General features: G+C 66.6%; 25 protein-coding genes. 18 read left to right on the top strand and 7 right to left on the bottom strand.

Annotated features, from left to right (window positions below; all coding sequences use genetic code 11):
* Nucleotides 1-35 precede the first annotated feature (35 nt).
* On the bottom strand, nucleotides 36-353 hold the full coding sequence (locus tag QW861_RS08960) for a metalloregulator ArsR/SmtB family transcription factor (protein ID WP_315712726.1): 318 nt from the start codon (nucleotides 351-353) through the stop codon (nucleotides 36-38).
* Between the two features lie 101 nt (nucleotides 354-454).
* On the bottom strand, nucleotides 455-934 hold the full coding sequence (locus QW861_RS08965) for a hypothetical protein (protein WP_316192933.1): 480 nt from the start codon (nucleotides 932-934) through the stop codon (nucleotides 455-457).
* Nucleotides 935-1,012: 78 nt separating this feature from the next.
* Between QW861_RS08965 and QW861_RS08970 the strand changes: the two genes are divergently transcribed.
* The 4 genes from QW861_RS08970 (at nucleotide 1,013) to arsB (ending at nucleotide 3,671) form a co-directional block, all read left to right on the top strand.
* Complete coding sequence (locus QW861_RS08970; protein WP_315828178.1) at nucleotides 1,013-1,663, top strand: Crp/Fnr family transcriptional regulator; 651 nt, start codon at nucleotides 1,013-1,015, stop codon at nucleotides 1,661-1,663.
* A 92-nt stretch (nucleotides 1,664-1,755) separates the two neighbouring features.
* Nucleotides 1,756-2,118: a metalloregulator ArsR/SmtB family transcription factor gene (locus QW861_RS08975; RefSeq protein ID WP_315712722.1), complete on the top strand. Its 363-nt coding sequence runs from the start codon at nucleotides 1,756-1,758 to the stop codon at nucleotides 2,116-2,118.
* Nucleotides 2,111-2,638: an arsenate reductase ArsC gene (locus tag QW861_RS08980; RefSeq protein WP_316192934.1), complete on the top strand. Its 528-nt coding sequence runs from the start codon at nucleotides 2,111-2,113 to the stop codon at nucleotides 2,636-2,638. The genes QW861_RS08975 and QW861_RS08980 overlap by 8 nt, the downstream gene beginning before the upstream one ends.
* Before the next feature lie 4 nt (nucleotides 2,639-2,642).
* Complete coding sequence (gene arsB / locus QW861_RS08985; protein WP_315712719.1) at nucleotides 2,643-3,671, top strand: ACR3 family arsenite efflux transporter; 1,029 nt, start codon at nucleotides 2,643-2,645, stop codon at nucleotides 3,669-3,671.
* A 33-nt stretch (nucleotides 3,672-3,704) separates the two neighbouring features.
* Here the strand turns inward: arsB and QW861_RS08990 are convergent, their stop codons facing one another.
* Complete coding sequence (locus QW861_RS08990; protein ID WP_316167143.1) at nucleotides 3,705-3,986, bottom strand: hypothetical protein; 282 nt, start codon at nucleotides 3,984-3,986, stop codon at nucleotides 3,705-3,707.
* 360 nt (nucleotides 3,987-4,346) lie between these two features.
* Here QW861_RS08990 and QW861_RS08995 point away from each other — a divergent pair, with 360 nt between their 5' ends.
* The 8 genes from QW861_RS08995 (at nucleotide 4,347) to glgX (ending at nucleotide 12,592) form a co-directional block, all read left to right on the top strand.
* On the top strand, nucleotides 4,347-4,652 hold the full coding sequence (locus QW861_RS08995; RefSeq protein WP_315712717.1) for a PepSY domain-containing protein: 306 nt from the start codon (nucleotides 4,347-4,349) through the stop codon (nucleotides 4,650-4,652).
* Complete coding sequence (locus tag QW861_RS09000) at nucleotides 4,653-5,318, top strand: response regulator transcription factor (protein WP_315712715.1); 666 nt, start codon at nucleotides 4,653-4,655, stop codon at nucleotides 5,316-5,318.
* Nucleotides 5,315-6,733 carry a HAMP domain-containing sensor histidine kinase gene (locus tag QW861_RS09005; RefSeq protein WP_316192935.1) on the top strand — a complete coding sequence of 473 codons (1,419 nt, stop codon included), beginning with the start codon at nucleotides 5,315-5,317 and terminating at the stop codon, nucleotides 6,731-6,733. The genes QW861_RS09000 and QW861_RS09005 overlap by 4 nt, the downstream gene beginning before the upstream one ends.
* Before the next feature lie 108 nt (nucleotides 6,734-6,841).
* Nucleotides 6,842-7,390: a cytochrome b gene (locus tag QW861_RS09010; protein ID WP_316192936.1), complete on the top strand. Its 549-nt coding sequence runs from the start codon at nucleotides 6,842-6,844 to the stop codon at nucleotides 7,388-7,390.
* 60 nt (nucleotides 7,391-7,450) lie between these two features.
* Nucleotides 7,451-8,146, top strand: coding sequence for a VIT1/CCC1 transporter family protein (locus QW861_RS09015; protein WP_316192937.1), 696 nt, complete (start codon nucleotides 7,451-7,453; stop codon nucleotides 8,144-8,146).
* A gap of 970 nt (nucleotides 8,147-9,116) precedes the next feature.
* Nucleotides 9,117-9,365 carry a DUF3551 domain-containing protein gene (locus tag QW861_RS09020; RefSeq protein WP_410052185.1) on the top strand — a complete coding sequence of 83 codons (249 nt, stop codon included), beginning with the start codon at nucleotides 9,117-9,119 and terminating at the stop codon, nucleotides 9,363-9,365.
* A 654-nt stretch (nucleotides 9,366-10,019) separates the two neighbouring features.
* Complete coding sequence (locus QW861_RS09025; RefSeq protein ID WP_315712707.1) at nucleotides 10,020-10,292, top strand: DUF3606 domain-containing protein; 273 nt, start codon at nucleotides 10,020-10,022, stop codon at nucleotides 10,290-10,292.
* Between the two features lie 65 nt (nucleotides 10,293-10,357).
* Nucleotides 10,358-12,592 (top strand): glycogen debranching protein GlgX, encoded by a 2,235-nt coding sequence (gene glgX, locus QW861_RS09030; RefSeq protein ID WP_316167136.1) that lies wholly within the window; start codon nucleotides 10,358-10,360, stop codon nucleotides 12,590-12,592.
* 21 nt (nucleotides 12,593-12,613) lie between these two features.
* Here the strand turns inward: glgX and QW861_RS09035 are convergent, their stop codons facing one another.
* Complete coding sequence (locus QW861_RS09035) at nucleotides 12,614-13,531, bottom strand: LysR family transcriptional regulator (RefSeq protein ID WP_316192938.1); 918 nt, start codon at nucleotides 13,529-13,531, stop codon at nucleotides 12,614-12,616.
* Nucleotides 13,532-13,660: 129 nt separating this feature from the next.
* On the opposite strand from QW861_RS09035, the gene QW861_RS09040 reads away from it, so the two are divergent.
* From QW861_RS09040 to QW861_RS09060, 5 genes are all read left to right on the top strand, one after another.
* On the top strand, nucleotides 13,661-14,956 hold the full coding sequence (locus QW861_RS09040) for a D-galactonate transporter (protein ID WP_316192939.1): 1,296 nt from the start codon (nucleotides 13,661-13,663) through the stop codon (nucleotides 14,954-14,956).
* A gap of 21 nt (nucleotides 14,957-14,977) precedes the next feature.
* The gene (locus QW861_RS09045) at nucleotides 14,978-16,051 is read left to right on the top strand and encodes a tartrate dehydrogenase (protein WP_315753175.1); all 1,074 of its coding nucleotides are present in this window, start codon (nucleotides 14,978-14,980) and stop codon (nucleotides 16,049-16,051) included.
* 155 nt (nucleotides 16,052-16,206) lie between these two features.
* Entirely contained in the window at nucleotides 16,207-17,625 is a 1,419-nt protein-coding gene (gene pyk / locus QW861_RS09050; protein ID WP_315753174.1) for a pyruvate kinase, read from the top strand.
* Between the two features lie 192 nt (nucleotides 17,626-17,817).
* Nucleotides 17,818-18,630, top strand: a complete 813-nt coding sequence (locus tag QW861_RS09055; protein WP_316192940.1) for a UDP-2,3-diacylglucosamine diphosphatase — start codon at nucleotides 17,818-17,820, stop codon at nucleotides 18,628-18,630.
* Between the two features lie 47 nt (nucleotides 18,631-18,677).
* Nucleotides 18,678-19,667 carry a threonine/serine dehydratase gene (locus QW861_RS09060; protein ID WP_315828167.1) on the top strand — a complete coding sequence of 330 codons (990 nt, stop codon included), beginning with the start codon at nucleotides 18,678-18,680 and terminating at the stop codon, nucleotides 19,665-19,667.
* Between the two features lie 10 nt (nucleotides 19,668-19,677).
* On the opposite strand, the gene QW861_RS09065 is transcribed toward QW861_RS09060, so the two are convergent.
* Both QW861_RS09065 and QW861_RS09070 read right to left on the bottom strand, forming a co-directional pair.
* A complete protein-coding gene (locus QW861_RS09065; RefSeq protein WP_315753171.1) occupies nucleotides 19,678-21,357 on the bottom strand; it encodes a caspase family protein in 1,680 nt (559 codons plus the stop codon).
* A 205-nt stretch (nucleotides 21,358-21,562) separates the two neighbouring features.
* Nucleotides 21,563-23,158, bottom strand: a complete 1,596-nt coding sequence (locus QW861_RS09070) for a hypothetical protein (protein ID WP_315753170.1) — start codon at nucleotides 23,156-23,158, stop codon at nucleotides 21,563-21,565.
* Nucleotides 23,159-23,233: 75 nt separating this feature from the next.
* Between QW861_RS09070 and QW861_RS09075 the strand changes: the two genes are divergently transcribed.
* The gene (locus QW861_RS09075; protein WP_315753169.1) at nucleotides 23,234-24,421 is read left to right on the top strand and encodes an MFS transporter; all 1,188 of its coding nucleotides are present in this window, start codon (nucleotides 23,234-23,236) and stop codon (nucleotides 24,419-24,421) included.
* On the opposite strand, the gene dgcA is transcribed toward QW861_RS09075, so the two are convergent.
* A complete protein-coding gene (gene dgcA, locus QW861_RS09080) occupies nucleotides 24,403-25,398 on the bottom strand; it encodes an N-acetyl-D-Glu racemase DgcA (protein WP_315712693.1) in 996 nt (331 codons plus the stop codon). The two genes, QW861_RS09075 and dgcA, sit on opposite strands and share 19 nt — an antisense overlap.
* Nucleotides 25,399-25,430: the final 32 nt, after the last annotated feature.

The following is a 25,430-nucleotide window of genomic DNA, read 5'->3' on the forward strand; positions in this document are numbered from 1 at the left end:
TACTTCTAGAATAATCGAATTAAAGGGCGAAATCATCAGGCCGCCGGCCTCGCGGTGCCGCAGTCGCGCTCCTCGACGCAGCATTCTGAGACGAGAAAGCCGAGCAGGGAGCGCATCACGTCGTATTCGGCATGGCAGACCAGCGTCGTGCCCTCGCGCATTTGCGAGATCAGCCCGACCGCGACCAGCGTCTTGACGTGGTGCGACAGCGTGGAGGCCGGGACCTTCAGCCGCTCCTGCAGCCGGCCGACCGGCATCCCGGCATGCCCGGCGCGCACCAGCGCGCGGTAGATCTTCAGGCGCGTGGTGTTGCCGAGGGCTTCCAGGCGGGCAGCGGCGTCATCGAGCTTCATGGTGTGGAGGATGCGGCATGCGGCCCGCCGGAGTCAAACGATATTTCTAGAATATTGGAAATATCCAAGAGCGCGCTCGGCGCGGTCGGTTGTCCGGCGCGCTATCGCAGCCGGTAGCCGGCATGGCAGCCGACGCAGGCCGCCATCGTCTCGCCGAGCGCCTTCAGCGCCGGCTTGAGGTCGCCGGTCACACCCGCATTCTGCGCTTCGATGGCGAAGCGGCTCGCCGCTTTGTGCATGGCGGTGCCGGCCTCCTGCATGCCCTGGGGCATGAACCCGGCGACCTCAGCGGCGCCGTGCAGGCGCAGTGAGCTCATGCCCAGGCGTTGCTCGGCGATCTGGCCGGCTTTGTCCGGCTCGCCCGCCGCAAGCGCGTCGTTGATCTGCTGCAGCGCCAGCAGATGGTCGCGCATGTTGGCGAGGGTGTGCTCGGCGAGATCGGGCGGAAACGCCACCCGCTCGCGCGGGTCTGGCGGAAGCGCCCCATGGCTGCCGTGGTCGTGATGGCCGTGGTGCTGCGCCGTGGCGATGCCGGCGGACGCAACAAGGGCCAGCGTGATGGCGGCGAGACGCAGGCGCATGAGGACCTCCCATTCGGGCGAACGCGGTGGCGTCTTCCCTAGACCGCGCGGCCGGGCGGCGCATATGATCCTGATCATATGCCGAGGACCTGCCATCTCTCGCCCGAGGGCACGCGCCCGTCGCTCGACTGGCGCGCTCTTGCACGGCTGTCGCCGTTGCTCGCCGCGCTGCCCGCGGCCGCGCGGTTGCAGACCCGGCGCATCCAGGTGCCGCGCCAGGGCACGGTGTTCTGCCGGGGGGATCGGCCGCGGGCGATGTTCTTCGTGCTGACCGGCGAGGTGAGGCTGGTGCGCCGCTCGCGCGCCGGCGACGACATCGTCCTGCAGCGGGCCCGCCGGGGCTTTCTCGCCGAGGCCAGCCTCGATCAGTCAACGTATCATTGCGACGCCGTCGCGACACAGGACTCAGCGCTGCTCGCGATCGACCGCGAGGCCTTCGCCGAAGCGCTGCGTCGTCCCGAGATCGGGGACCGATGGTGCGATCATCTCGCCCGCGAGTTGCGCAAGGTCCGGGCGCAGTCGGAGCGGCTCAGCCTGAAGACGGCGCGCGAGCGGATCGTGCATTTCATCGAGACCGAGGGGGAGGGCGGCGAGGTCGAGCTCGGCCGGTCGAAGAAGGACTGGGCCGCCGAGCTCGGCGTCACCCATGAGGCGCTCTATCGTGCGCTGGCACGCATGGAACGGGACGGCGAGCTCACCGTCGATGGCACCCGCCTGCGCTTGCGGTGAGCCTTCGGGCGCCGCGTCTCCCGATCGTCGACACGGACCATTCGAACTCGTCAGCCTTGACGCCGGATCATCATATCGATAGTTCTGGATATATGGAAAACGAGCAAGCCGTTCTGGCCTTGGCGGCGCTGGCGCAGCCGACGCGCCTGCAGGCCTTTCGCACCCTGGTGCAGCACGAGCCCGACGGTCTGCCGGCCGGCGAGCTCGCACGTCTGCTGGAGGTGCCGCAGAACACGCTGTCGGCGCATCTGTCCGTGCTGGCGCGCGCCGGCCTCGTCAGTTCGATCAGGCACAGCCGCTCGATCGTCTACCGGGCCGATCTCACGCAGTTTCAGAAGGTCGCGCTGTTCCTGCTGCAGGACTGCTGCGGCGGCCGGCCGGAGGTCTGCGCGCCCGTCATCGCAAGTCTCACCCCGTGCTGTCCGCCGAAGCGCAAGGAGAAGAGCCGTGTCTGACCGCATCTACAATGTATTGTTCCTCTGCACCGGAAATTCGGCACGCTCGGTGCTGGCCGAGTCGATCCTGCGCAAGGACGGCGCGGGCCGCTTCCACGCTTTTTCCGCCGGCAGTACGCCGAAGGGCGCGGTGCATCCGTTGGCGCTCGAGACGCTCGCGCGCATGGACTATCCGACCGACGATCTGCGCTCGAAGAGCTGGAGCGAGTTCGCCGCCGCCGGCGCGCCGGCGATGGATTTCGTCTTCACGGTCTGCGACAACGCCGCCGGCGAGGCGTGTCCGATCTGGCCGGGGCAGCCGATGACTGCGCATTGGGGCATCGAGGATCCGGCGGCGGCCGCAGGCACGGAGCTGGCGAAGCTTGCGGCGTTCACGACCGCCTTCCGCTATCTGAAGAACCGGATCGACGCCTTCATCAATCTGCCGCTCGGTCGCATCGATTCGATGTCGCTGGGCACGCGGCTGCGCGAGATCGGGACGGGCGAGGGCGCAACGTCGTTCCGCTCCGACGTGGCCTGATCCGATGACGATCTTCGAACGCTATCTGACGGTCTGGGTCCTGCTCTGCATCATCGTCGGCATCGGTCTCGGCCATCTGATGCCGGGGCTGTTCGCGGCTGTCGCGTCGGCGGAGGTGGCGCGGGTCAATCTGCCGGTCGCGGCTCTGATCTGGCTGATGATCATTCCGATGCTGCTGAAGATCGATTTCGCGGCGCTCGGCAACGTGAAGGAGCATTGGCGGGGCATCGGCGTCACCCTGGTCGTGAACTGGGCGATAAAGCCGTTTTCGATGGCTCTGCTCGGCAGCGTTTTCATCGGCCACGTGTTCGCGCCGATGCTTCCCGCAGGCCAGTTGTCGTCCTACGTGGCCGGTCTGATCCTGCTGGCGGCGGCGCCGTGCACGGCGATGGTGTTCGTCTGGTCGAATCTGTGCGACGGCGAACCGCACTACACGCTGAGCCAGGTCGCGCTCAACGACGTCATCATGGTGTTCCTGTTTGCGCCGCTGGTGGGCCTGCTGCTCGGCGTCGCCTCGATCTCGGTGCCCTGGACCACCCTGCTGCTGTCGGTGCTGCTCTATATCGTCGTGCCGGTCATCGTCTCGCAACTCTGGCGCCGGGCGTTGCTGCGTAGCACGGACGGGGCATTGGAGCGCACCTTGCGGGTACTGCAACCGGTCTCGCTCGTGGCGCTGCTCGGTACGCTCGTGCTGCTGTTCGGCTTCCAGGGCGAGCAGATCCTGAAGCAGCCGGTCGTCATCGCGATCCTGGCCGTGCCGATCCTGATCCAGGTCTATCTGAACGCGGGGATCGCCTATTGGCTGAGCCGCCGGCTCGGCGTGGCCTGGTGCGTCGCGGCTCCGGCCGCCTTGATCGGCGCCAGCAATTTCTTCGAACTGGCGGTTGCCGCCGCGATCAGCCTGTTCGGGCTCGACTCGGGGGCTGCGCTCGCGACCGTCGTCGGGGTTCTCGTCGAAGTCCCCGTGATGCTCTCGGTCGTGCGCATCGTCAGGGCGACGCGTCGCTGGTACGAAGCGGGACTGCCGGCTTAGCTCCGGTCAGTGCTTCGGCAGAGCCGGTTTGCCTCACCGCCGCGACTCGTCCTGATCGTCGTCGTCGCCTTCGCGCTCCCGGCGGGCCGGCTCGTAGCTCAGCGGCTCGCCTTCGGCCCGCGCATGCAGCGCCGCAAGATGCGGGTAGGCTCCAAGACCAGCTCCAAGACCAACTCCAAGATCAGCTCCAAGACCGCCGTCAACGGCACGGGCCACCGGCACCAGCGTGGGCGCTGCGTTCCGGCTGGCTTGTGACATGGCCAAGAGGCCGCCCAGCCCCGCCAGCACGGCTGCCAATGTCATCGTCTTACGCATTCTCGTCTCCGAACTCACCGCGCCCCCGGCTCGCTCCGTCCGGACGCGATGATGTCGCAACGAGCGTGACAGCATCCTGTCAGGTTGAGTCAGCGAGACGTCAGCTTGTCTCGGGCAGGATGCCGATCCCTTGGAATTTCCCACCCCCGCATCGGCCTGAGCGCAATTCCGACATCGGAAGTTCAAACTAAAATCCGCACCAGCTCCTTAGCATTTGCGAACGCTCCGCAAGTCGACCCCCGCAAGTCGACCTCCGCAATTCGAACCCAGTGGCGAGAGCGCAACAAATCACGACGAGCTTTGAAGATCAGAGCGTCAGGCCCCGGGAAGATCATGCATTTGCCTCAAATCGGACGGTTCATGCGCATCACGGTATTTGCGATGCTGATCTCGACGGCGGCATCCGCGGCGACGGTGGCGCGCGAGGACGATCGCGAGCGCCGTGACGCCGTGCGCCGCGCCGTCGAGGCGGGCGACGTCCTGCCGCTATCGGAGATCCTGCCGCGATTGCGCGGCCGGGTCGCCGGCGACGTGATGGGAATCGATGTCGACCGCCAGCGGGGCCGCTGGCGCTATGAGTTTCGGGTGATCGGCCGCGATGGCCGCGTGCGCGAGGTCTATGTCGATGCGCGCAGCGGCGAGATCGAACGGATCGAGGAAAAATAGATGCGAGTGCTGCTGGTCGAGGATGATCCGCGGCTGGCGTCCGACCTGGCCCGGACGCTTCAGGCGGCGGGCTATCTGGTCGAAACGTCCGACAACGGCGAGCAGGCCTGGTTTCTCGGCGACACCGAGGACTATGGCGCCGTGATCCTCGATCTCGGCCTCCCCGGCATGGACGGGTTGTCGGTGCTGAAGCGCTGGCGCGGCGCCGGGCGGCACGTGCCGGTGCTGATCCTGACCGCGCGCGCGAGCTGGGCGGAGCGGGTCGATGGCATCGATGCCGGCGCCGATGACTACCTGCCGAAGCCGTTTCGCAATGAAGAGCTGTTGGCGCGGCTGCGCGCGATCGTGAGGCGCTCCGCCGGCCATGCGGCGCCGGTGCTCTCGTCCGGCGATCTGGCGCTCGACGAGCGCCAGATGAAGGTCAGCCTGTCCGGCGTGCCGGTGACGCTGTCGCAGCTCGAATACCGGCTGATCGCCTATCTGCTGCGGCAGAGCGGCCGCGTCGTGCCGCAGCATGAGCTGGAGGAGAACGTCTACGGCCTCGGCCACGAGCACGACTCCAACGCGCTCGAGGTGCTGATCCGGCGCGTCCGCAAGAAGCTCGGCGCCGAGATCATCGAGACCCGCCGCGGCTTCGGCTACATGATCCCGGAGACGGCGGAATGAGACTCGGCTCGCTGCGGCTGCGGCTGGTGGCGGCGGGCACCATCGCGCTGCTGGTCGCGCTCGGCGTCGCCGGCTTCGGCATGGTCGTGCTGTTCAAGCGCCACGTCGCGCGGACGCTCGCCTCCGATCTCGACATTCACCTGCGCCAATTGCTGAACGGCCTCGAGGTCGATGCGGAAGGGCGCATCGTGGTCGCGCGGCCGCCAGCCGATCCGCGCTTCGTGGTCCCGCTGTCGGGGCTGTACTGGCAGATCTCGGACGATCACGGCCAGTTGCTGCGCTCGCGCTCGCTGTGGGACACCATCCTGCCGCTGCCGATCGACGAGCCCGGACCGAGCGACGTGCATCAGCATGAGCTCGCCGGGCCGGATGGCGAACACGTGCTGGTCGCCGAGCGCGGCATCCTGATGAATCCGGAAAGCCAGATCCGCGTGCGCGCGGCCGTGGCCTACGACCTCGACGGCGCCACCAGCGCGGTGCGGACCTTCGCCAAGGATCTGTCGATCGCGCTCGCCGTGCTGGCCGTCATCCTCGCCGTCGGCACCTCGGTTCAGGTCACGCTCGGCCTGCGTCCGCTCGGCGTGCTGCGCCGTGGCGTCGCCGAGATCCGCAGCGGTCGGCGCCAGCATCTTCCGGTCGACGTGCCGACCGAGGTGGCGCCGCTGGTCGAGGAGGTCAACGCGTTGCTCGATGCGCAGAGCCGCGAGATCATGCGCTCGCGCAGCCGTGCGGCCGATCTCGCCCACGGCTTCAAGACGCCGCTCGCCGCACTCACGGCCGACGCCGCGCGCTTGAAGGAGCTCGGCCAGCTCGAGCTGGCGCGCAACGTCGAGGATGTCGCCGAGGCGATGAGCCGGCAGGTCGATCGCGAACTGGCGCTGGCGCGGCTGCGCGGCAAGGCCCGCGGCGGGCCGGAGGCCGCGACCGAGCTGGCGCCCCTGGTGAATGCGCTGCTCGGGACCCTCGGCCGCACGCCGGCGGCCGCCCATGTCAGCTTCGATGGCCAGGTGCCCCCAAGCCTGCGCGTCGGCATGGATCGGACGGATCTCGCCGAGGTGCTCGGCAATCTCTTGGAGAACGCCGCGCGTCATGCGGCGAGCACGGTTCGCATCGTCGCCAGTGCGACCCCTCTGATCGTCACTGTCGAGGACGACGGTCCGGGCATTCCGGACGCGAAGATCGGCCGCGTGCTCGAGCGCGGCGGCCGCCTCGACGAGCAGGGGCCGGGCAGCGGGCTGGGGCTCGCGATCGTGCAGGACGTGCTCGAAGCCTATGGCTGGCGGCTGCAGATCGGCCGTTCCCAGCTCGGCGGCGCCAGGATCACGATCGCGCCGGCCATCGTCTCGGCACTCCGCTGGCCGCAGCCTGCGACGTCCCAGGCCACCCCGGCGCCGTCCATTCTGACAGCAGGCTGACATCCCGCGTCAGCGGCGCGACGCCCCCGGTCAGCTATCTCCTCCGGTCCTACCACCCCGCGCTCCGGCTTGCCGGCAGCGGGGCCAAATGGCCGAAGGAAGCTGATCATGCGTATTCGAAACTCCGCCAAGACGTATGGCTCCGTCGCGATCGCACTGCACTGGATCGTCGCCGTGCTGGTGCCGGCGGCCTGGATCTCAGGCCATCTCGGCGACATGCTGCCGCGTCCCTCTCATGATACGGGCCTGTTCATGCACGTCTCGCTCGGGCTGGCGATGCTGGGCTTCGCGCTCGCGCGCCTGGCCTGGCGTCTGGCCGATCCGCCGCCGGCGCCTGAAGCGACCAAATTCGGCCCGTGGACGGTTCATGTCGGCGAGATCACGCATCTGCTGATCTACGGCATCATGTTCGCCATTCCGGTCCTCGGCATCGTCACCCAGTTCGCCCGCGGCTACGGCTTGCCGGTGTTCGGCCTGTTCGAGATCGCCTCACCCTGGGTCGGCGACCGCGGCTTCGCCCACGACATGAAGGAGATGCACGAGGCGCTGGCCAATGGCCTGATGATCCTGATCGGCCTGCACGCGGGCGCTGCCTTGCTGCACCATTACTGGCTGCACGATCGCACCCTGCGGCGGATGGTGCCGGGACTGCGGTGATCGCTCCTGTCATCCGGGCCTGCTAAAAGGCCTCCGTCGATCGCGCCATCGGAGGCCGCCATGCCGGCAACGCCGCATATTGAAAAGCACTTCACCGCGTCGGAGGTCGTCCGCGACGTGGTCATCGGCATGGCCGACGGGCTCACCGTGCCATTCGCGCTCGCCGCTGGTCTTTCGGCGGCGGTCGCCAAGACCGACGTGATCGTCACGGCCGGCCTCGCCGAGGTCGTCGCCGGCGCGATCGCGATGGGGCTCGGCGGCTATCTCGCCGCCCGCTCCGACGCCGAGCATTATGCCGCCGAGGAGACGCGGGAGCACGACGAGATCGAGAAGCTTCGCGGTCGCGAGGTCGAGGAGGTCGCGGCGATCTTTCGCGGCTATGGTCTCGAAGGCCAGGCCTTGACCACCGTGGTCGACGCGATCGCGTCCGATCGCAAGCGGTGGGTCGATTTCATGATGCGCTTCGAGCTCGGCCTCGAACGCCCGGATCCCAAGCGCGCGCCGGTCAGCGCCGTGACCATCGGCGGCTCCTACGTGATCGGCGGCCTGATCCCGCTGATCCCCTACATGTTGGCGCCTGACATCTCGTCCGCGCTCCGGATCTCCGTGATCGCGACCGGCATCGCGCTCCTGATCTTCGGCGCCATCAAGGGCCACTTCACCGGTGTCAACAAGATCAAGTCCGCACTGCAGACGGCGCTCGTCGGTGGCCTTGCCGCCGGCGCGGCGTTCTGGCTGGCGCATCTGTTCGGCTAGGGCGGGCAGGATTGCGGCTGCGACATTCGAGAGCCCGTCACGGGCCTTAGTGGTTCCGCCTGCCATGCGGCGCAACGCCTCCGCACGTTGCTTTGCCCACGGCAGCGGAGATATCTCCCGATGTCAATCCGGGGCATCGCGAAGCGATGAGCCCGGAATCCATAACCACGAACTGCTGAGGAGTGCGCGACGGCGGCGACGAGCTTCTCGGGCCCTACGGCCATCCTGAGTATGGATTCCGGGCTCGCGCAGACGCGCGCCCCGGAATGACGACGAGGAGGGAGTTGCGAAGCGCACTTGCATCCGTGCGTGAAGCACCATTCCACGTAGATCGTCGGTCGAAAGGGGGTGAGGAAGCGTACGCGTCGCATCGCGCCCACCGCGATTCGGGCGGTGGCGATGGTGGGCTTTACCAGCTCGACGCACAGTCACGATTGATGGCGCGCTGGATCAACGAGGGACCGTAGGGTGGGCAAAGGCGCGCCGGCGTACGGCCTTGTCGGGCGAGCTTTCGCGCGCGCCGTGCCCACCGCCCGCACCCAGCGCCACCGATGGTGGGCACGCGCCGCCTTTGGGACGAGCAAGCTCTCGCGATCGCTCATGATCTCGAATGGCGAGTCATCGAGAACTACGAGATCACGACCCATCATGAATCGCGGCATTGCCGAAGCGCTGGAGACATATTGGTACGAACGAGCGGCGAAATCTCGATAGCCCTGACTTCTTCTGCTTTGGGCCAAAATCTGCCCTCTAGCGGTCGAGGAAGGCCGGTCGGTTTCACCCAGGTGGCAGACATCGGCGGAGGCCCCCGATCAGCTTCGGGCCATCGGCGGGCTTGTGCACCGGAGCAAGAGATGGTCACCCGACGACGCGAATACCGAAACCCGCCGCGCCTGCCGATCAAGCCCGCGTGGACGTGGCCGCGGCACACCCTTTCGGATTGGTCAGCCTCATGCCATGATGTGTGATGATGCGCGCGCTTCTCCTCATGACTTCGATCATCGTGCTTGCAACCGCTCCAGCCGCAGCTCAACGGTTCGATGGCAATGATCCGGTGTGCCTCCAGACATGGGAATGGGGCGGGTCCAGCACAATCTCGTGCCAGTATCGGTCGTGGGAGGCGTGTAGAGCGGGGGCTGCGGGCCTTTCGGCCATGTGCTTGCCGAACCCCTATGCACAACGCCCGTCTGAGCCAAGCCGCCGTCGGCCTCCCCGGTAGGCGCCCATTGCGATCTGACAACACCCCAAGCTTCAACGGAGCTGGCACGTGCCATCCGATGTTTGCTCGGGCTGATTGGATCCGGTCTTCGTTCTGAGAAAAATAAATCGATTGCTATTTTTCAGAATACATGCTTGATTGTCGCCGTCCCGTGCTCCTCGAGAGGGGCGCTTCGCGATCGTCACGGAACGTTGGGCGCGGGATGCGATGGCTGCAGGATGCCGCAGCGTGGGGCGACCCGCGCGGACGAACGGCAGCTTGCGGACGCGAAGTCGCGTGGTCCTGGCGCCCCGATGCTGGCGCCAAGTCGTCGGGCGATGATCCCGAGGGCGACGGTGGCTACCAAGCCGGACACCGGGGAGATCGCGAAGTAAGCGTGAAAACCATCGCGCGGGGAATGCCGGGATGTCTCGGCTGAACCTGTGGTGACTGCCGCCTGCTTTTTTTCTGCAGGCGGGCCATGGGGGCGGCCAGCTCCCGGCCTTCCCTGCGCCCTCTGCCTGATCGGGGGGCAACACCGATGACATCACTCGGGCGCATGGCGCCGCGAGAGCAGTGACGCACGTCTTCATGGCGATGCCCAGGGGGGGGGGGAGCCCGTCGCGGGAACCAAATTCCGCAGCCAAGGTTAGCTGGCATGCAGGAGGACTCCCGATGCGCCGTCCGAAGATTCAGCCGTCCCGCAACAAGCTCGACATGACCGATCAGGCCCAGGTCCGCGTGGTGACCAAGCGGCTGAAGATGTCGCCCGGGGAATTGACCGAGATGGTCGAACGCATTGGCAACTCCATCGCAGCCATCACCAAGGAAGTCGCGCAGCAGCGGGCCGCGAAGGCTGCGCCGGAAGGAGCTGTGATCGCCTCGGTGACGGTGACCGAGACCAAGGCGGAAGTCATCGTGCCGGACGAGACGCCAGCGGCAACCTAGCAATCGACGCTGATCATCGAGACCCCCGGCAATCGATCTGGGGAATCGGACGAAGGGGGCAAAGGATGGACCAACGCACCGACCTCGGTGACGCTTTGACGCAGGCGGCGTTCAATCTGCGCAAGACCAGGATCAGCGAAGGCCGTCCGTTTCCTCTCGGCGCGACCTGGGACGGGCTCGGCGTCAACTTTGCGATCTTTTCCGCGCATGCGACCAAGGTCGAGCTGTGTCTGTTCGACGACACCGGCGAGACCGAGCTCGAGCGCATCGAGCTGCCCGAATACACCGACGAGGTCTGGCACGGCTACCTGCCGGCCGCGCGGCCCGGCACGGTGTATGGCTATCGCGTGCACGGACCCTACGAGCCGGACGCCGGTCACAGGTTCAATCCCAACAAGCTCGTGATCGACCCCTATGCCAAGCAGCTCGTCGGCAACCTGCGCTGGGGGCCGGAGCTGTTCGGCTATCGGCTCGATCATGCCGACAAGGATCTGTCGTTCGACGACCGAGACAGTGCGCCCTTGATGCTGAAGTGCCGGGTCATCGATCCCGCCTTCACCTGGGGAGGCTCGCGCAAGCCGGAAATTCCGTGGGAGCGGACGATCTTCTACGAGATGCACGTCAAGGGGTTCACCAAGCTGCATCCAATGGTGCCCGAAGCCGACCGCGGCACCTTCGCCGGTCTCGCGCACCAGGACATTCCGGCCTATCTGCGCTCCCTGGGCATCACCTCGGCCGAGCTATTGCCGATCCACGCCTTCATCGATGACAGCTATCTGGTCGAAAAGGGCCTGCGCAACTACTGGGGCTACAATTCGATCGGATTCTTTGCGCCGGAGCCGCGCTATCTGAAGACGCCGTTCGCGACCGAATTCAAGACCATGGTCAACCAGTTCCACGCCAACGGCATCGAGGTGATCCTCGACGTGGTCTACAACCACACCGCCGAAGGCAACGAGCTCGGGCCGACCTTGTCGTTCAAAGGCATCGACAATGCCAGCTACTACCGGCTGATGCCGGACCAGAAACGCTACTACATCAACGACACCGGCACCGGCAATACGGTGAACCTGTCGCACCAGCGCGTGCTGCAGCTCGTCGCGGACTCGCTGCGCTATTGGGCGACCGAGATGCGGGTGGACGGCTTCCGCTTCGACCTCGCCACCATCCTGGCGCGCGAGCCCTATGGCTTCGACGAGGGCGGCAGCTTCCTGGATGCCTGTCGTCAGGACCCGGTGCTGTCCAGCGTCAAGCTGATCGCAGAGCCCTGGGACATCGGTCCGGGCGGCTATCAGGTCGGCCAGTTTCCGCCGGGCTGGGCGGAGTGGAACGACAAGTTCCGCGACACCGCGCGGGCGTTCTGGAAGGGCGACGGCGGCACGCTCGCCGATTTCGCCAAGCGCATCTCGGGCTCGGGCGACCTGTTCAACAAGCGCGGCCGAAGGCCCTGGGCGAGCGTGAACTTCATCACCGCGCATGACGGCTTCAACCTCAACGACCTCGTCTCCTACAACGACAAGCACAACGAGGCCAACGGCGAGGATAATCGCGACGGCCACAGCAACAACCACTCCTGGAATTGCGGCGTCGAAGGACCGACCGACGACCCCGAGATCACCGCGTTGCGGGAGCGGCAGAAGCGCAATCTCCTCGCCACGATGCTGCTGTCGCACGGCACGCCGATGCTGCTTGCCGGCGACGAGTTCGGCCATACCCAGAACGGCACCAACAACGCCTATGCGCAGGACAATGAGACCACCTGGCTCGACTGGATGGGCATCACGCCGCAGGGGCGGGCGTTGCGCGAATTCACGCGCAAGCTGATCGCCATGCGCAAGGCGTTTCCGATCCTCTATCGCAGCCGCTTCCTGATCGGCTCGCACAATGAGGACCTCGGCGTCAACGACGTGACCTGGCTCGACCCGTCGGGCGAGGAGATGACGACGGAGCAGTGGACCGACGATCACGCGCGTTGCTTCGGCATGCTGCTCGACGGCCGCGCCCAGGAGACCGGCGTCAAGCGGCGTGGCTCGGATGCGACGCTCCTGCTGGTCTACAACGCGCATTTCGACGTCGTGAACTTCACGCTTCCGTCCGTGCCCGAAGGCCACAATTGGCTGGCGCTGCTCGACACCAACCAGCCGGATGCTCAGCCGCAGTCGTTCCCGTTCGGCCACGTCTACGCGGTGACCGGGCGATCGCTGCTGGCCTTCGGCCTGTCGTCGGAGCAGCAGCCGATGCGCGGCCTGCGCCATGGCCTCGGCGCGCTGCTCGACGTCGCGGAGGCGCCGCTGGGGTAGGATGTTCGGCGGATCTTGCGGTCAGGCACCGCGGGCGTATTTCGCAAGCCGCGCGTCGAGCACGCCGAGCATGGCCTCGCGCGCCGGATCGCGCGAGCCGCGCAGCCAGACGGCCGCGAGCGGAAGCCGTCCGGCGGTGCTGCCGCGTGTCATCCGCAGCGGCACGAAGCGGACGCCGGAGACCGCGAGCCGCGAGGTCCAGCGCGGCACGATGGCGATGCCGAGCCGCGCGGCGACGAGATGCACGATGGTCTGCTTCTCATCGGCGAACTGCGCGATAGCCGGCGACAGCCCGGCCTGTGCGAACAGCTTCATGGTGAGGTCGTGGCTGTGCGGCCGCGACCGGCGGTCCGGGACGATCAGCGGCTGGTCGGCGATGTCGGCGAGCGAGACCACAGCACGCGAGGCCAGCCGGTGCCGCTGCGGCAGCGCCACCACGGCGCTCTCGCTGAGCAGCGCGCGGAATTCGAGCCTGATATCGGGGCGCTCGGGCGGCCTGACAAAGGCGAGGTCGAGCGCGCCCGACAGGATCCTGGGCAGCAGCCGGATCGTCTTCTCTTCCGTGAGCTGCACCGCGATGTCGGGATGCCGCGCGCGAAAATCGTGCAGCAATTGCGGCAGCAGCCCGGCGGCCGCGCTGTCGATGGCGCCGACGCGCAGCCGCTGCGCCTTCGTGCTTCGGGTACGGCGGCGGAAGCCGGTTTCGACCGCCTCGACACGGGCCAGGATCGCCCGGGCATCGCGCAGCAAGATCGTGCCTTGGTCGGTGAGTGATACCGCGCGCGTCGTGCGGGCGAACAGCGGCGTCGCGAGGTCTTCTTCCAGCAGCTTGATCTGGCGTCCGAGCGCCGAGGGCAGCATCTGCAGCCGCTGCGCCGCCTTGCCGAAATGCAGTTCCTCGGCGGCGGCCACGAAGCAGCGGAGCTGGTGCAATTCCATGGTGGGGTCCTGAAGAGGTGATGGGCCGGATTATATCATTTTTTTGTATAATGATGCGAGCATTGAAGCCGGCCTGGTTCGCCGCCTACGCTTGTCAGATCAACGACAAGACGGGACAGGGAGGTGACGATGGCCGGAGAGCTGGAAACGCGCGTGCTGCGCAGGATCACGTTGCGCATCGTGCCCTTCATCATGCTGCTCTACTTCGTAGCCTTCATCGACCGCGTCAACGTCGGCTTCGCAGCGCTGACCATGAACAAGGACATCGGGCTGTCAGCCTCGGCCTATGGGTTCGGCGCCGGCATCTTCTTCTGGGGCTATTTCCTGTTCGAAATCCCCTCCAACCTCGCGCTGGACAAGTTCGGCGCGCGCATCTGGATCGCGCGGGTCATGATCACCTGGGGCCTCGTCTCCGGCGCGATGGCGTTCGTGCAGGGACCGACGAGCTTCTATGTGCTGCGCTTCCTGCTTGGTGCTGCGGAAGCAGGCTTCTTCCCCGGCATCATCCTCTATCTCTCCTACTGGTTCCCGGCGCGCCAGCGCGCGGCCGTCACCGCGCTGTTCATGGCCGCCGCGCCGCTCTCCACGGTTCTCGGCTCTCCGGTTTCCGGCGCGCTGCTGGAGATGGACGGCATTCTCGGCTTCAAGGGCTGGCAGTGGCTGTTCCTGATCGAGGCGCTGCCGGCGGTGCTGCTCGGCTTCGTCGTGCTCGCCTACATGACCGATCGTCCGGAGCAGGCGCGCTGGCTCGCCGACGACGAGCGCGACTGGCTGGTGCGCACGATGAATGCCGAACTGGCGAGCAAGGCCGCGACCGCGAGCCACAGCATCTGGCGCGGGCTGGCCGACATCCGCGTGCTGGCGCTCGCGCTGGTCTATTTCGGCACCTCGGCCGGCCTCTACACGCTCGGCGTCTGGGCGCCGCAGATCATCAAGCAGTTCGGCCTGTCGTCCTTCACCGTCGGCTTCCTCAACGCGGTGCCACCGACCGTGGCCGTGGTCGTCATGATCCTGTGGGCGCGCCATTCCGACCGTACCGCCGAGCGCACCTGGCACGTCGTGCTGGCCTGCGTGGCCGCAGCCGTCGGGCTCTGGTTGGCCGGGCTGTCGAGCAGTGTCGCCGCCGTCCTCGCTGCGCTCACGCTCGTCAATGTCGGCATCTCCTCCTCGAAGCCGCCGCTGTGGAGCATGCCGACCATGTTCCTGTCCGGCTCGGCCGCCGCGGCGGGCATCGCAACCATCAACTCGATCGGCAATCTCGGCGGATTCGTCGGTCCCGCGATGATCGGCTGGATCAAGGACCAGACCGGCAGCTTCAATGGCGGGCTCTATTTTGTCGCCGGCCTGCTGGTGGTATCGGCGGTGCTGACCCTGTTGCTGTCACGTTCACAAAGTGCGAAGGCCCAAGCAGCCACGCCGTCCTGACCTCATCAACGGAGCTCTTTCATGCGCACCCATTCCATCGCCGCCATTCCCGCCGACGGCATCGGCCCCGAGGTCATCTCCGAAGGCGTCCGCGTGCTCGAGGCGCTCGCCAAGCGCGCGGGCGACATCAGCTTCAACGTCAAGACCTTCGACTGGGGCTCGGACTACTACAAGAAGCACGGCGTGATGATGCCGGCCGACGGACTCGCGGAGCTGAAAAAGTTCGACGCGATCTATTTCGGCGCGGTCGGCGCTCCCGACGTGCCCGACCACATCACGCTGTGGGGCCTGCGGCTGCCGATCTGCCAGGGATTTGATCAGTACGCCAACGTCCGTCCGACCAAGATCCTGCCCGGTGTGGCCTCGCCCTTGCGCAATGTCGGCGTCGGCGATCTCGACTGGGTGATCGTCCGCGAGAATTCCGAGGGCGAATATGCCGGCATGGGCGGCCGCGCGCATCGCGGCCTGCCGGAGGAGGTCGGCACCGAGGTCGCGGTCTTCACCCGCGTCGGCGTCACCCGCATCATGCGCTACGCGTTCAAGCTGGCGCAGTCGCGCCCGCGCAAGTTCCTCACCGTCGTCACCAAGTCGAATGCGCAGCGCCATGGCATGGTGATGTGGGACGAGATCGCCGCCGAGGTGGCGCGGGAATTCCCCGACGTGACCTGGGACAAGATGCTGGTCGATGCGATGACCGTGCGCATGACGCTGCAGCCGAAGAGCCTCGACACCATCGTCGCGACCAATCTGCATGCCGACATCCTGTCCGATCTCGCCGGCGCGCTGGCCGGCAGCCTCGGCGTGGCGCCGACCGGCAACATCGATCCGGAGCGGCGCTTCCCGTCGATGTTCGAGCCGATCCATGGTTCGGCGTTCGATATCACCGGAAAGGGCATCGCCAACCCGGTCGCGACGTTCTGGACCGGCGCGCAGATGCTCGAGCATCTCGGCGAGACGGACGCGGCCGCGCGGCTGATGGCTGCGGTCGAGAAAGTCTGTGCAGCCGGCATCCTGACCCCCGATGTTGGCGGCACGGCGACGACCAAGCAGGTGACCGACGCCGTCATCGACGCGATCCACGGCTCCAACGCCTGAGGCGTGCTGTTCTCTTGCACAATTCTGGCGTGTTCCGTGTCGCGCTTGCAATGGACGCTGCGGGGCGTATATCAGCGCTTCCGCTGCGTCCGCGCATGCCAATCACATGCGTGTCATAGAGACGCGAGACACGGCTTAAGGAGAAAGGACACATCATGCGTCGTCACCGTCGAGCCAAGATCGTCGCGACTGTCGGTCCCGCGAGCAATTCTCCGGAGATGCTGAAAGCGCTGTTCCTCGCCGGTGTGGACACCTTTCGTCTCAACTTCAGCCACGGCACCCAGGCCGATCACGCCAAGGTCCATGCCGCGGTCCGCGCCCTCGAGAAGGAAGTGCAGCGGCCGATCGGCATCTTGATGGATCTGCAGGGTCCTAAGATTCGCGTCGGCACGCTGCGCGACAAGAAGATCCAGGTCGAAGCCGGCGAGACGATTCGATTTGTTCTCAACGGCACCGAGGGCGACAAGACATCGATTCCGTTGCCGCATCCGGAAATCTTTGCGGCAGTCTCGCCCGGTCACGATCTTCTGATCGATGACGGCCGCGTGCGCGTCCGCGTCACCGGCCTCGGCGACGACTGGATCGAGGCCAAGGTGATCGTCAGCGGCGCGATCTCCAATCACAAGGGCGTCAATCTGCCCGGCACCATTCTGGAGCTATCGCCGCTGACGGCCAAGGACCGTTCTGATCTTGCCTTTGGGCTCGACCTCGGCGTCGACTGGGTGGCGCTGTCGTTCGTGCAGAAGCCGTCCGACGTGCTGGAGGCGAGGGGCCTGATCAATGGCCGCGCCGGCATCATGTCCAAGATCGAGAAACCGGCGGCGCTGGAGCGGATCGACGACATCATCCAGCTCTCTGACGCGATCATGGTTGCGCGCGGCGATCTCGGCGTCGAGATTCCCAACGAGGACGTGCCGGGCAAGCAGAAGGAGCTGGTGCGCGCCTGCCGGCTCGCGGTGAAGCCGGTGATCGTCGCGACGCAGATGCTGGATTCGATGGTCGCGACGCCGACGCCGACGCGCGCCGAGGTCTCCGACGTCGCGACCGCGATCTATGACGGCGCCGACGCGGTGATGCTGTCGGCGGAATCGGCCAGCGGGCAATATCCGCGCGAGGCGGTGGCGATGATGGACAGCATCATCAAGGCCACCGAAGGCCACAAGATGTACCGCTCGATCGTCGAGGCGACGCAGCCGGGCGAGGAGCAGACGCCGCCGCATGCGGTGGCGACCGCGGCGGCCGATCTCGCCTCGGCGATCCACGCCAAGGCGATCGTGGCCTATACTTCGAGCGGCACCTCGGCCTCGCGCGTTGCGCGCAAGCGGCCGAGCCTGCCGATTCTGGCGATCACGCCGAATGAGGACACCTCGCGGCGGATGTGCCTGCTGTGGGGCGCGCACAGCGTGCTGTCGCAGGACGTGCAGAGCTACGAGGAGATGGTCGAGCGCGCGACCTTCTTCGCCGTGCAGGAGGAGTTCGCTGAAGCCGGCGACCTGCTCGTCGTCGTCGCCGGCATTCCGTTCGCGCAGACCGGCACCACCAACAATCTGCGCGTCGTCACCGTGCCGAGATAGGAGGCTGATTTTCCCTGTTCGCGCTGCCCGCCTGTCGCCTGATTGTCGCACCCCGCTGGTATCGCGGGGCAGTGACGAGGGACATCGCGAGTCGTCAAACGAGCGGTGTCCGGTCGCGGTCCGGCAGGATGGGTTCTGCCGGTGCGGCGTTTCGTCATCGCGGTGTCATCAGGGACTGTTAGGTGGGCGCGCATGGGACTTGAGACTGCTGGTGAAGAAAGCCCGGCTCGGCGCTTTCGGACGTTGTTCATCTCGGACGTTCATCTCGGAGCCCGCGGCTCGCAGGCCAATCTCCTCGTCGATTTCCTGCGTCACCATGATGCCGACACGATCTATCTGGTCGGCGACATCATCGACGGCTGGGCGCTGAAATCGAGCTGGCATTGGCCGCAGTCGCATAACGACCTGGTGCAGAAGATGCTGCGCAAGGCGCGCAAGGGCGCCAAGATCGTCTATGTCCCCGGCAATCACGACGAGTTCCTGCGCGGCTATTACGGCACGCATTTCGGCGGCATCGACGTCGTCGAGAACATCGTGCACACCGGCACCGACGGCAAACGCTATCTGGTGATCCACGGCGACATCTTCGATCTGGTCGTGCAGAATGCGCGCTGGCTCGCCCATCTCGGCGACAAGGCCTATGACTTCGCCATCCAGATGAACCGTCTGGTCAACTTCTTCCGTCGCATGTTCGGCGTTCCCTATTGGTCGCTGTCGCAATGGGCCAAGCAGAAGGTCAAGAACGCCGTCAACTACATCGGCGCGTTCGAGACGGCGCTGGCCTCGGAGGCGCGGCGGCATGGCGCTGATGGCGTGATCTGCGGCCACATCCATTGCGCCGTCATCCGCGACCAGGACGGCATTCGCTACATGAATTGCGGCGACTGGGTCGAGAGCTGCACGGCGCTGGTCGAGCACGAGGACGGCCGTTTCGAGATCCTGACTTGGACCGATCCGCAGCGGCAACCCGCGCCGGTTCCGCAGCTGGCCGCCCGCGCCGCCTGACACCGGTTCCCTTGCCTCTCGGCAATCGGGCGCGGTAAAATAGGGGTATGACAGCTCATTCCCCGATCCTGCCCGTGACCGCCGCCGACATCGAGGCGGCGGCACGCGTCCTCGCGCCCGTGGCCGTGCGGACTCCGCTGCTGCCGGCTCCCGTGCTCAACGAGCGGTTCAAAGCGAACGTCTTCGTGAAGCCGGAGGTGCTGCAGCGGACCGGCTCGTTCAAGTTCCGCGGCGCCTACAACAAGCTGGCGTCGATCCCGGAAGCAGCGCGCGGCAACGGCGTCGTCGCATTCTCCTCCGGCAATCATGCGCAGGGCGTCGCCCATGCCGCCACATTGCTGGGCATGGACGCCACGATTGTGATGCCCTCGGATGCGCCGGCGGCCAAGCGCGAGCGCACCAAGGCGTTCGGTGCCGACGTCGTGCTCTATGATCGCGATCGCGAGGACCGCGAAGCGATCGCGCGCGACATCGCAGCAAAGCGCGGCTCGACGGTGGTGCCGCCCTATGACGATCCCTACGTCATCGCAGGGCAGGGCACCGTCGGTCGTGAAATCGCCGAAGATCTCGCGGCGCTCGGCCTGTCGCCGGATCTGGTGATCGTCCCGGCTTCGGGCGGTGGACTGCTTGCCGGCGTCTCGACCGCGGTCAAGGCGCGCTTTCCCAACACCCGGATGGTCGTGGCCGAGCCAAAGGGTTTTGACGACCATGCGCGCTCGCTACGGGCCGGCCACCGCGAGGCGCACGACGCAAAGGGCCGGACCATCTGTGACGCGCTGATGGCGGCGATTCCAGGCGAGATCACCTTCGCCATCAACAGCCAACTGCTGTCGGCCGCGGTCGAGGCTTCGGATGAGGAGGTGGGGCGCGCGGTCGGCTTTGCCTTCCGGGAGCTGAAGCTCGTGGTCGAGCCCGGCGGTTCGGTCGGGCTTGCAGCATTGCTGGCCGGCCGGCTGGATGTGGCGGGCAAGACGGTGGTGATCGTTTTGTCCGGCGGCAATGTCGATGCTGAGCTCTACGCCAGGCTGATCGCCTGACGATCAAGCCTCAGTGAAAGCTGAGGCCGCCTTTTGCAAATCCCCCGCCGCCCATCCGCAGTCCGGACTGCGCGACGTGCGGCGTGCTCCGCGCCGGGCCGCCCTGCATCCCGCCTTGGCCACGCGCCATCGACGGATGCGACGCGTTGATGTTCGGCTTGAACGGTCCGGAATTGCCGGGGAAGGGACGCCGCACTTCGCGGGCGTCGAATGGCCGCCCAGGACTGCGCTTCAGTGGATCGCGCTGGATTTTCGTAGCCACGGGCGGATTTGTCGGCGGCACGATCCTGTCGCGCAACTTGGTCTGAGCGATAGGCCCGGGATCGACGACCTTGTTGGGACCCGCGTTGTTGATGGCATTGCCTTTCGTGACCACCGTTGGCGGCAGCGGTCCGTGCGGCACGGTGGCGGCCGGCAGCGTCGGTTGCGGGGCTGGATGGCTCTGGATCTGCGGACCGGGATTGAACGGTCGCGCGATCGGTGCCAGTTGCGGTGGCATCATGAGACGGCTCGGTTGCAGCACGGGGATGGGCCGAGGCTGTCCCTGCAGCCGCAGTGCGACCGGCGCATATGGGCTGTCGGCATAGGATTCACGGAAGCTCTGATAGGCGGCCGGCGAATTCGCCAGCACGGCCTGGTGCCAGGCCGTGGCCTGCACGAGGCCGGCGAGCAGTGCGCGGATGCGGTCGGCGAGCGGATCGCGCGGATACAGCTCGATGAACTCGCGATAATATTGCGGACGGTTCTCCGACAGCACGTAGTCATAGGCCTGCCGCACGGAACGGCTCGGCAGGTTGGCCGCCATCTGGATCACCGGCGTATTCTCGGCAGGGCGCGCCGCCGCGACCAGCGTATCCCCGAAGAAGGTGAAATCACTGGTCAACGAGGAGCTTTCCCATGGCGTCTGTCGTCCGTCGGTGCTCTGGTTCACCTGTAGGCGAATGCGCTTGAACAATTGCTCGATCGGCAGGTTCGGCTGCCGCGCCAGGTTCAGGAACGCCTGCGCGTACGGGCTGTGCTCGCCACGCCCGTCGAGCGCCTCGGCGCCGGGCGAGGTCGAGTATCCGAGGATGGAGCCGTTCGGCGCGTCGACGATGGCAAGTCCGCGTCCGGCATCGTTGATGGCAGGGAATGGATTGTTGCGGCAGGCGTCCAGCACGACGATCCGCATGCGGCTCGGGATGGCGTCGAGCGTTGCCATCAGGTCCACCAGACGGATGGTCCCCGTCGTCAGGTCGGAGGGCGCTGAGATACGGGCATCGATCGGGATCAGATAGTTCTCGCCCGCGAGCTGAACCCCGTGGCCGGCGTAGTAGACCATTGCCACGGTGTTCGGGCCGTGTGCTGCCACCCGGCTCGAGAAATCCTCGACGACCTTGAGCATCTCGTTCTGCGTCAGGTCGGTCGCCGTGATCACCTCGAAGCCGGCCGAGTTCAACAGCTTGGCAACAGCATGGGCGTCGTTGTCCGGGTTCTCCAGCGGCGGCGCGTTCTGATAGCTCGCATTGCCGATCACGAGCGCGACGCGTGGCTCGGCTCCTTGAGGGATCGCGGCGGGCGTGTTGCTCTCCTTGGCCGGTGAGGGAGCTGCCAGCGCGCGCGGTGGTGTGTGAAGGTTGTCGAGCTCACTGCCGGCGGCGAACGCCGAGTCCGGGCCGACCCAGGCCATCAGGCCCAGCAGCGCGGACATGAGCAGGGATTTCCAGGCGGATGTTACAGCGCGAAATTTCGGAACGGACACGGCGTTCTCCTCGAGCATGCGCAAAGCGAATGGCTTGAGGATCAGGCTACGCAGATCACGCAGCAGCGTACGTGATCCGCGTCACCCATCAACGCGGCACCTTTCGGTGCTCAGCGATCGAGGTTCAACAGGAGGCGGCCGAGATGCACTCGCCCTACGAGAAGAATGCGATCTTCTCAGGCTGGGTCATGCGACGGATCGGCGCCAACGAGTCGTTGGCGGGTGCCTGCGGCCGCTGCAGAAGGCCGTTCGACAGCAGCGTCGATCCCAGCGACGGCTCGTAGGCAGGCTTGGGCATCGCGGACGCGCTGGTGCTGTGAGCCGCGGCGGCGGTCGGGCGGACCTGCTGGATCGGCGCAACGTCAGCCTTCGGGGCCGCTGCGGGAGATTGAGCTGCGACCGCAGCCGCCACGGCGGCCAGGGTCTCGATGGTGATCGCCTCCGGAAGCGGTGGCGATACGGGCACGCTGGGGACCGGCGCCGGGGCTGCAGGCGAGGCCATGCGCGGGGCCGCCGCGGGCGGGGCCGGCATCGGCGGAGCCGACATCGTGGGCGCAGCGGGAGCCGGCGCCGCGCTGGCAACCGGGGCTTCTGCCGTGGTCAGCACGAGATCCGGCTCCGACGGCGCTGTCTCGCTGAAGCTCGCGACGATGTCGTCGTCGACCGAGGTCGGCTCCTCAATGTCGAAGCCGAGCGTCCTGGCCCGGCTGAACTCCTCATCGTCGATCGGATCGGGGGCACCCATCTCCGCCGCGACCAATTCCAGGATGGCTTCGTCGTGGGCTTCTGCGGCGACGGCGTCATCCAGGGCCGCCGCGGCGTGCTGCTCGATCTCGAGCAGGGCTTCGTCCACCGACGGCTCGGTCGCAGCTTCCGGGGGCTGCACCACCGCCGAAGCGGCGGTGTCGACCATCCTGGCCTCAACCGCTGCAGCCGCCATGATCACAGCATCAGCGCCGGAGGATGTCTCGACCGATTCGATCGCGGCCACTGCGGCAACGAGCGGAATGGTCATCTCAAGCCCGGCTTGGGCCGCCTCCATCTGTTCCGGCACGGGCTGCGGCTCCGGAGCCACCTGTGGCTCAGCCGAGACCGTCGCCGCCGCAGTCGGACCCGATGCGACATCGGGTGTCGGCGGGGCCGCAGCTTCGGTCGCCGGTTCGATCTCGTCAGCCGCGGGCGGAATGCTTGCTTTCTCCGCGTCGAACTCCTTCAGCCGCGTCTTGATGATCTCGAAGGCCGCAAGCAGCGCGACCTTGGGGTCGGCGCACGCAAGCTGGTCGCAGGCGGCCTCGATCGACGTGACCTGTGAATCGATCAGGTCGCAGATCCGCGAGTCCGCACCGATCTCGCGCCAGCGCCAGGAAATTTCCTTGATGATTCGGATGCCCTTGCGCACCGGCGCCAGGTTCTGCTCGAGGGCCATGCTGTCGACCGCAGTGGCGGCGGCGAGTGCGGCGTCTTCGACCGTGGCGCGGATCGCGGCCAGCGCTTCGGGCAGTGCCTTGCTGTCGGCCTGCTCGAACTCCTGCTGCTGCTGACGCTGTGAGGCCAGCGCATGCTCGATGCGGGCCACCGCGTCGAGCACCATGCTGGTGTCGGCATTGCGGTTGCGCTTGGCGTATTCGCCAAGGAACCAGCGGCCTCGGGACGTCTCCATGAAGGCGTCGCGGATCGCCTCGTAATCGGCCTCGTTCGGCTGAGCCGCACGGGCGGATATCGGCGAGAGGGCGAAGACTTCATCGACCATGGCAAACCTATCGCGCACATTGCTGCGCGTTGGCATAACGATCACCATGATATTGATCGAATCGCAATTGAATTGATGCCACTGTCCCGACAAATCTCCACCACATCGCCGGTATTGTCGCGCCGATTCGCGGACAGGTTGGGGCTGTTCTATGGCGCTGTGTTCGTGCTCTCGGGCACGCATCTGCCGTTCTTTCCCGTATGGCTACGGGCGATCGGCCTGGATGCCGCATGGATTGGGGTCATCGTTGCGGTTCCCGCCGTAACCCGCTTCACCGTCCTGCCGCTGATCACCGCGGTTGCCGAGCGCCGGCAGGCCCTGCGCGCCGCGATGCGGCTGACCACCTTCGCAACGGCATCGGGCTTTGTGGCTCTTGCCTTCCAGCGCGAACCCTGGCTGGTATTCCTGGTCTACGTGGCAACCTGCTGTCTCTGGACACCCGTTGTCCCGCTGACGGACGCTTATGCGCTCCGTGGCGTGATGAGCTATGGCCTGAACTACGGTCGCCTGCGGCTGTGGGGATCGGCCGCATTCATCGCCGGAACGCTGCTGTGCGGCGGGCTGGTCGACTTCGCGCCGTCGTCCGAGCTGATCTGGATCATCGTCTCGGTCGCGCTGTGCGGTGCGGCAAGCAGCCTGCTGCTGCAGGCGCTGCCGCCGCTGCCGCATGGCGCCGGCCTGGCCCGGGACGGGCGCAGTCTGCTGGGCAATCCGAGCTTCCTCTGCATCATCGCCGCTTCGGCGCTGATCCAGGCAAGCCATGCGGCCTACTACACGTTCTCCGCCATCGAGTGGAAGGCGCAGGGCTTCAGCGGGCTGACCATCGCTTGGCTCTGGACCATGGGCGTGCTGGCCGAGATCGTCGTGTTCGCCCTGTCGCCCCGGTTCACGCTGGCGCCCGCGAGCCTGGTCATGATCGGCGCGATGGCGGCCGTGCTGCGCTGGAGCCTCACGGCCCAGGAGCCCCATGCGGGTGGGCTCGCCGCGGTCCAGATCAGTCACGGCTTCACCTTCGGGCTGACCCTGGTTGGAACCATGGGGCTGTTGGTCCGCCAAGTGCCGGCGCAGCTGACGGCGCGCGGGCAGGGCTATTATGCGGCTGCGAGCGGAGTGGTCGGCTCGGCGGCATCGGCCCTCTCTGGGCCGGTCTATGCGGCCTATGGACCCGGTGTCTACTACGTGATGGCCGCGATGGCCGGAGCGGGCGGCGTCCTGATGTGGATCGCGCACCGAAGCCTGTCGTTTCAGCCCCACAACGCCTGATCGGGCGGATAGACCAGGCTGTCCTCGTAGTGCAGGCCATGCTCGCAATCCTCGGCGAGCAGCAGCGGACCGTCCAGATCGACGAAACGGGCGAAAGGCGTCAGCAGCATGGCCGGTGCCATCGACAGCGATGTCGCCACCATGCAGCCGACCATGATGTCGAAGCCGAGAGCGCGCGCGGCTTCGGCCATGGCAAGCGCCTCGGTGAGTCCTCCGGTCTTGTCGAGCTTGATGTTGACGGCGTCATAGCGTCCGCGCAGCGCTTCGAGCGAGTCGCGGTCATGCACGCTCTCGTCGGCGCAGACGGTGAGCGGGCGCGCGATCTTTCCGAGCGCTTCGTCTTTCCCTGCGGGCAGCGGCTGCTCGACCAGCGTGACGCCGGCGGTGGCGCAGGCTGCGAGATTGGATTCCAAATTCGCTTCGGTCCAGGCCTCGTTGGCGTCGACGATCAGTTGTGACTGCGGCGCCGCCGCTCGCACGGCTGCAATCCGCGCAGGATCGCCGTCGCCGCCGAGCTTGATCTTGAGCAGCGGGCGATGCGCGGCCTTGGCTGCAGCTTTGGCCATCACATCGGGGCTCCCGAGCGAAATCGTGTAGGCCGTGACGCACGGTGCCGGTGCGCGACGTCCGAGCAGGTCCCAGATGCGCCGGCCGCTCCGCTTGGCTTCGAGGTCGAGCAGCGCGCAGTCGAGCGCATTGCGCGCCGCGCCCGGCGGCATCGCCGTCTGCAGGGCGGCGCGGTCGAGACCAGAGGCGACCGCATCGCGCATCCCGAGCAGGGCGCTCAGCGCCGCATCGGGCGTTTCGCCATAACGCGGATAGGGCACGCATTCGCCGCGGCCAACCATCGTCCCGTGTCGCAGCTCCGCGATCACTGTCACGGCTTCGGTCTTGGCGCCGCGGCTGATCGTGAAGCTGCCGGCGATCGGCCAGTGGCCGATCCGGGCGTCCAGTATTGGAAAACCGTTGGAAGTCATTTGAAAGTCTGGCGCTTTGTGAACCGGAATGA

Source organism: Bradyrhizobium sp. SZCCHNRI1029 (genome assembly GCF_032487555.1).
In the GTDB taxonomy this organism is placed as follows: domain Bacteria; phylum Pseudomonadota; class Alphaproteobacteria; order Rhizobiales; family Xanthobacteraceae; genus Bradyrhizobium.

Bases quoted from the DNA above. Each gene is read 5' to 3' on its own strand.
- QW861_RS08960 (WP_315712726.1), bottom strand. From the start codon at position 353: ATGAAGCTCGATGACGCCGCTGCCCGCCTGGAAGCCCTCGGCAACACC.
- QW861_RS08965 (WP_316192933.1), bottom strand. From the start codon at position 934: ATGCGCCTGCGTCTCGCCGCCATCACGCTGGCCCTTGTTGCGTCCGCC.
- QW861_RS08970 (WP_315828178.1), top strand. From the start codon at position 1,013: ATGCCGAGGACCTGCCATCTCTCGCCCGAGGGCACGCGCCCGTCGCTC.
- QW861_RS08975 (WP_315712722.1), top strand. From the start codon at position 1,756: ATGGAAAACGAGCAAGCCGTTCTGGCCTTGGCGGCGCTGGCGCAGCCG.
- arsB (WP_315712719.1), top strand. From the start codon at position 2,643: ATGACGATCTTCGAACGCTATCTGACGGTCTGGGTCCTGCTCTGCATC.
- QW861_RS08990 (WP_316167143.1), bottom strand. From the start codon at position 3,986: ATGCGTAAGACGATGACATTGGCAGCCGTGCTGGCGGGGCTGGGCGGC.
- QW861_RS08995 (WP_315712717.1), top strand. From the start codon at position 4,347: ATGCGCATCACGGTATTTGCGATGCTGATCTCGACGGCGGCATCCGCG.
- QW861_RS09000 (WP_315712715.1), top strand. From the start codon at position 4,653: ATGCGAGTGCTGCTGGTCGAGGATGATCCGCGGCTGGCGTCCGACCTG.
- QW861_RS09005 (WP_316192935.1), top strand. From the start codon at position 5,315: ATGAGACTCGGCTCGCTGCGGCTGCGGCTGGTGGCGGCGGGCACCATC.
- QW861_RS09010 (WP_316192936.1), top strand. From the start codon at position 6,842: ATGCGTATTCGAAACTCCGCCAAGACGTATGGCTCCGTCGCGATCGCA.
- QW861_RS09015 (WP_316192937.1), top strand. From the start codon at position 7,451: ATGCCGGCAACGCCGCATATTGAAAAGCACTTCACCGCGTCGGAGGTC.
- QW861_RS09020 (WP_410052185.1), top strand. From the start codon at position 9,117: ATGCGCGCGCTTCTCCTCATGACTTCGATCATCGTGCTTGCAACCGCT.
- QW861_RS09025 (WP_315712707.1), top strand. From the start codon at position 10,020: ATGCGCCGTCCGAAGATTCAGCCGTCCCGCAACAAGCTCGACATGACC.
- glgX (WP_316167136.1), top strand. From the start codon at position 10,358: ATGGACCAACGCACCGACCTCGGTGACGCTTTGACGCAGGCGGCGTTC.
- QW861_RS09035 (WP_316192938.1), bottom strand. From the start codon at position 13,531: ATGGAATTGCACCAGCTCCGCTGCTTCGTGGCCGCCGCCGAGGAACTG.
- QW861_RS09040 (WP_316192939.1), top strand. From the start codon at position 13,661: ATGGCCGGAGAGCTGGAAACGCGCGTGCTGCGCAGGATCACGTTGCGC.
- QW861_RS09045 (WP_315753175.1), top strand. From the start codon at position 14,978: ATGCGCACCCATTCCATCGCCGCCATTCCCGCCGACGGCATCGGCCCC.
- pyk (WP_315753174.1), top strand. From the start codon at position 16,207: ATGCGTCGTCACCGTCGAGCCAAGATCGTCGCGACTGTCGGTCCCGCG.
- QW861_RS09055 (WP_316192940.1), top strand. From the start codon at position 17,818: ATGGGACTTGAGACTGCTGGTGAAGAAAGCCCGGCTCGGCGCTTTCGG.
- QW861_RS09060 (WP_315828167.1), top strand. From the start codon at position 18,678: ATGACAGCTCATTCCCCGATCCTGCCCGTGACCGCCGCCGACATCGAG.
- QW861_RS09065 (WP_315753171.1), bottom strand. From the start codon at position 21,357: ATGTCCGCGCTGCTGGGCCTGATGGCCTGGGTCGGCCCGGACTCGGCG.
- QW861_RS09070 (WP_315753170.1), bottom strand. From the start codon at position 23,158: ATGGTCGATGAAGTCTTCGCCCTCTCGCCGATATCCGCCCGTGCGGCT.
- QW861_RS09075 (WP_315753169.1), top strand. From the start codon at position 23,234: ATGCCACTGTCCCGACAAATCTCCACCACATCGCCGGTATTGTCGCGC.
- dgcA (WP_315712693.1), bottom strand. From the start codon at position 25,398: ATGACTTCCAACGGTTTTCCAATACTGGACGCCCGGATCGGCCACTGG.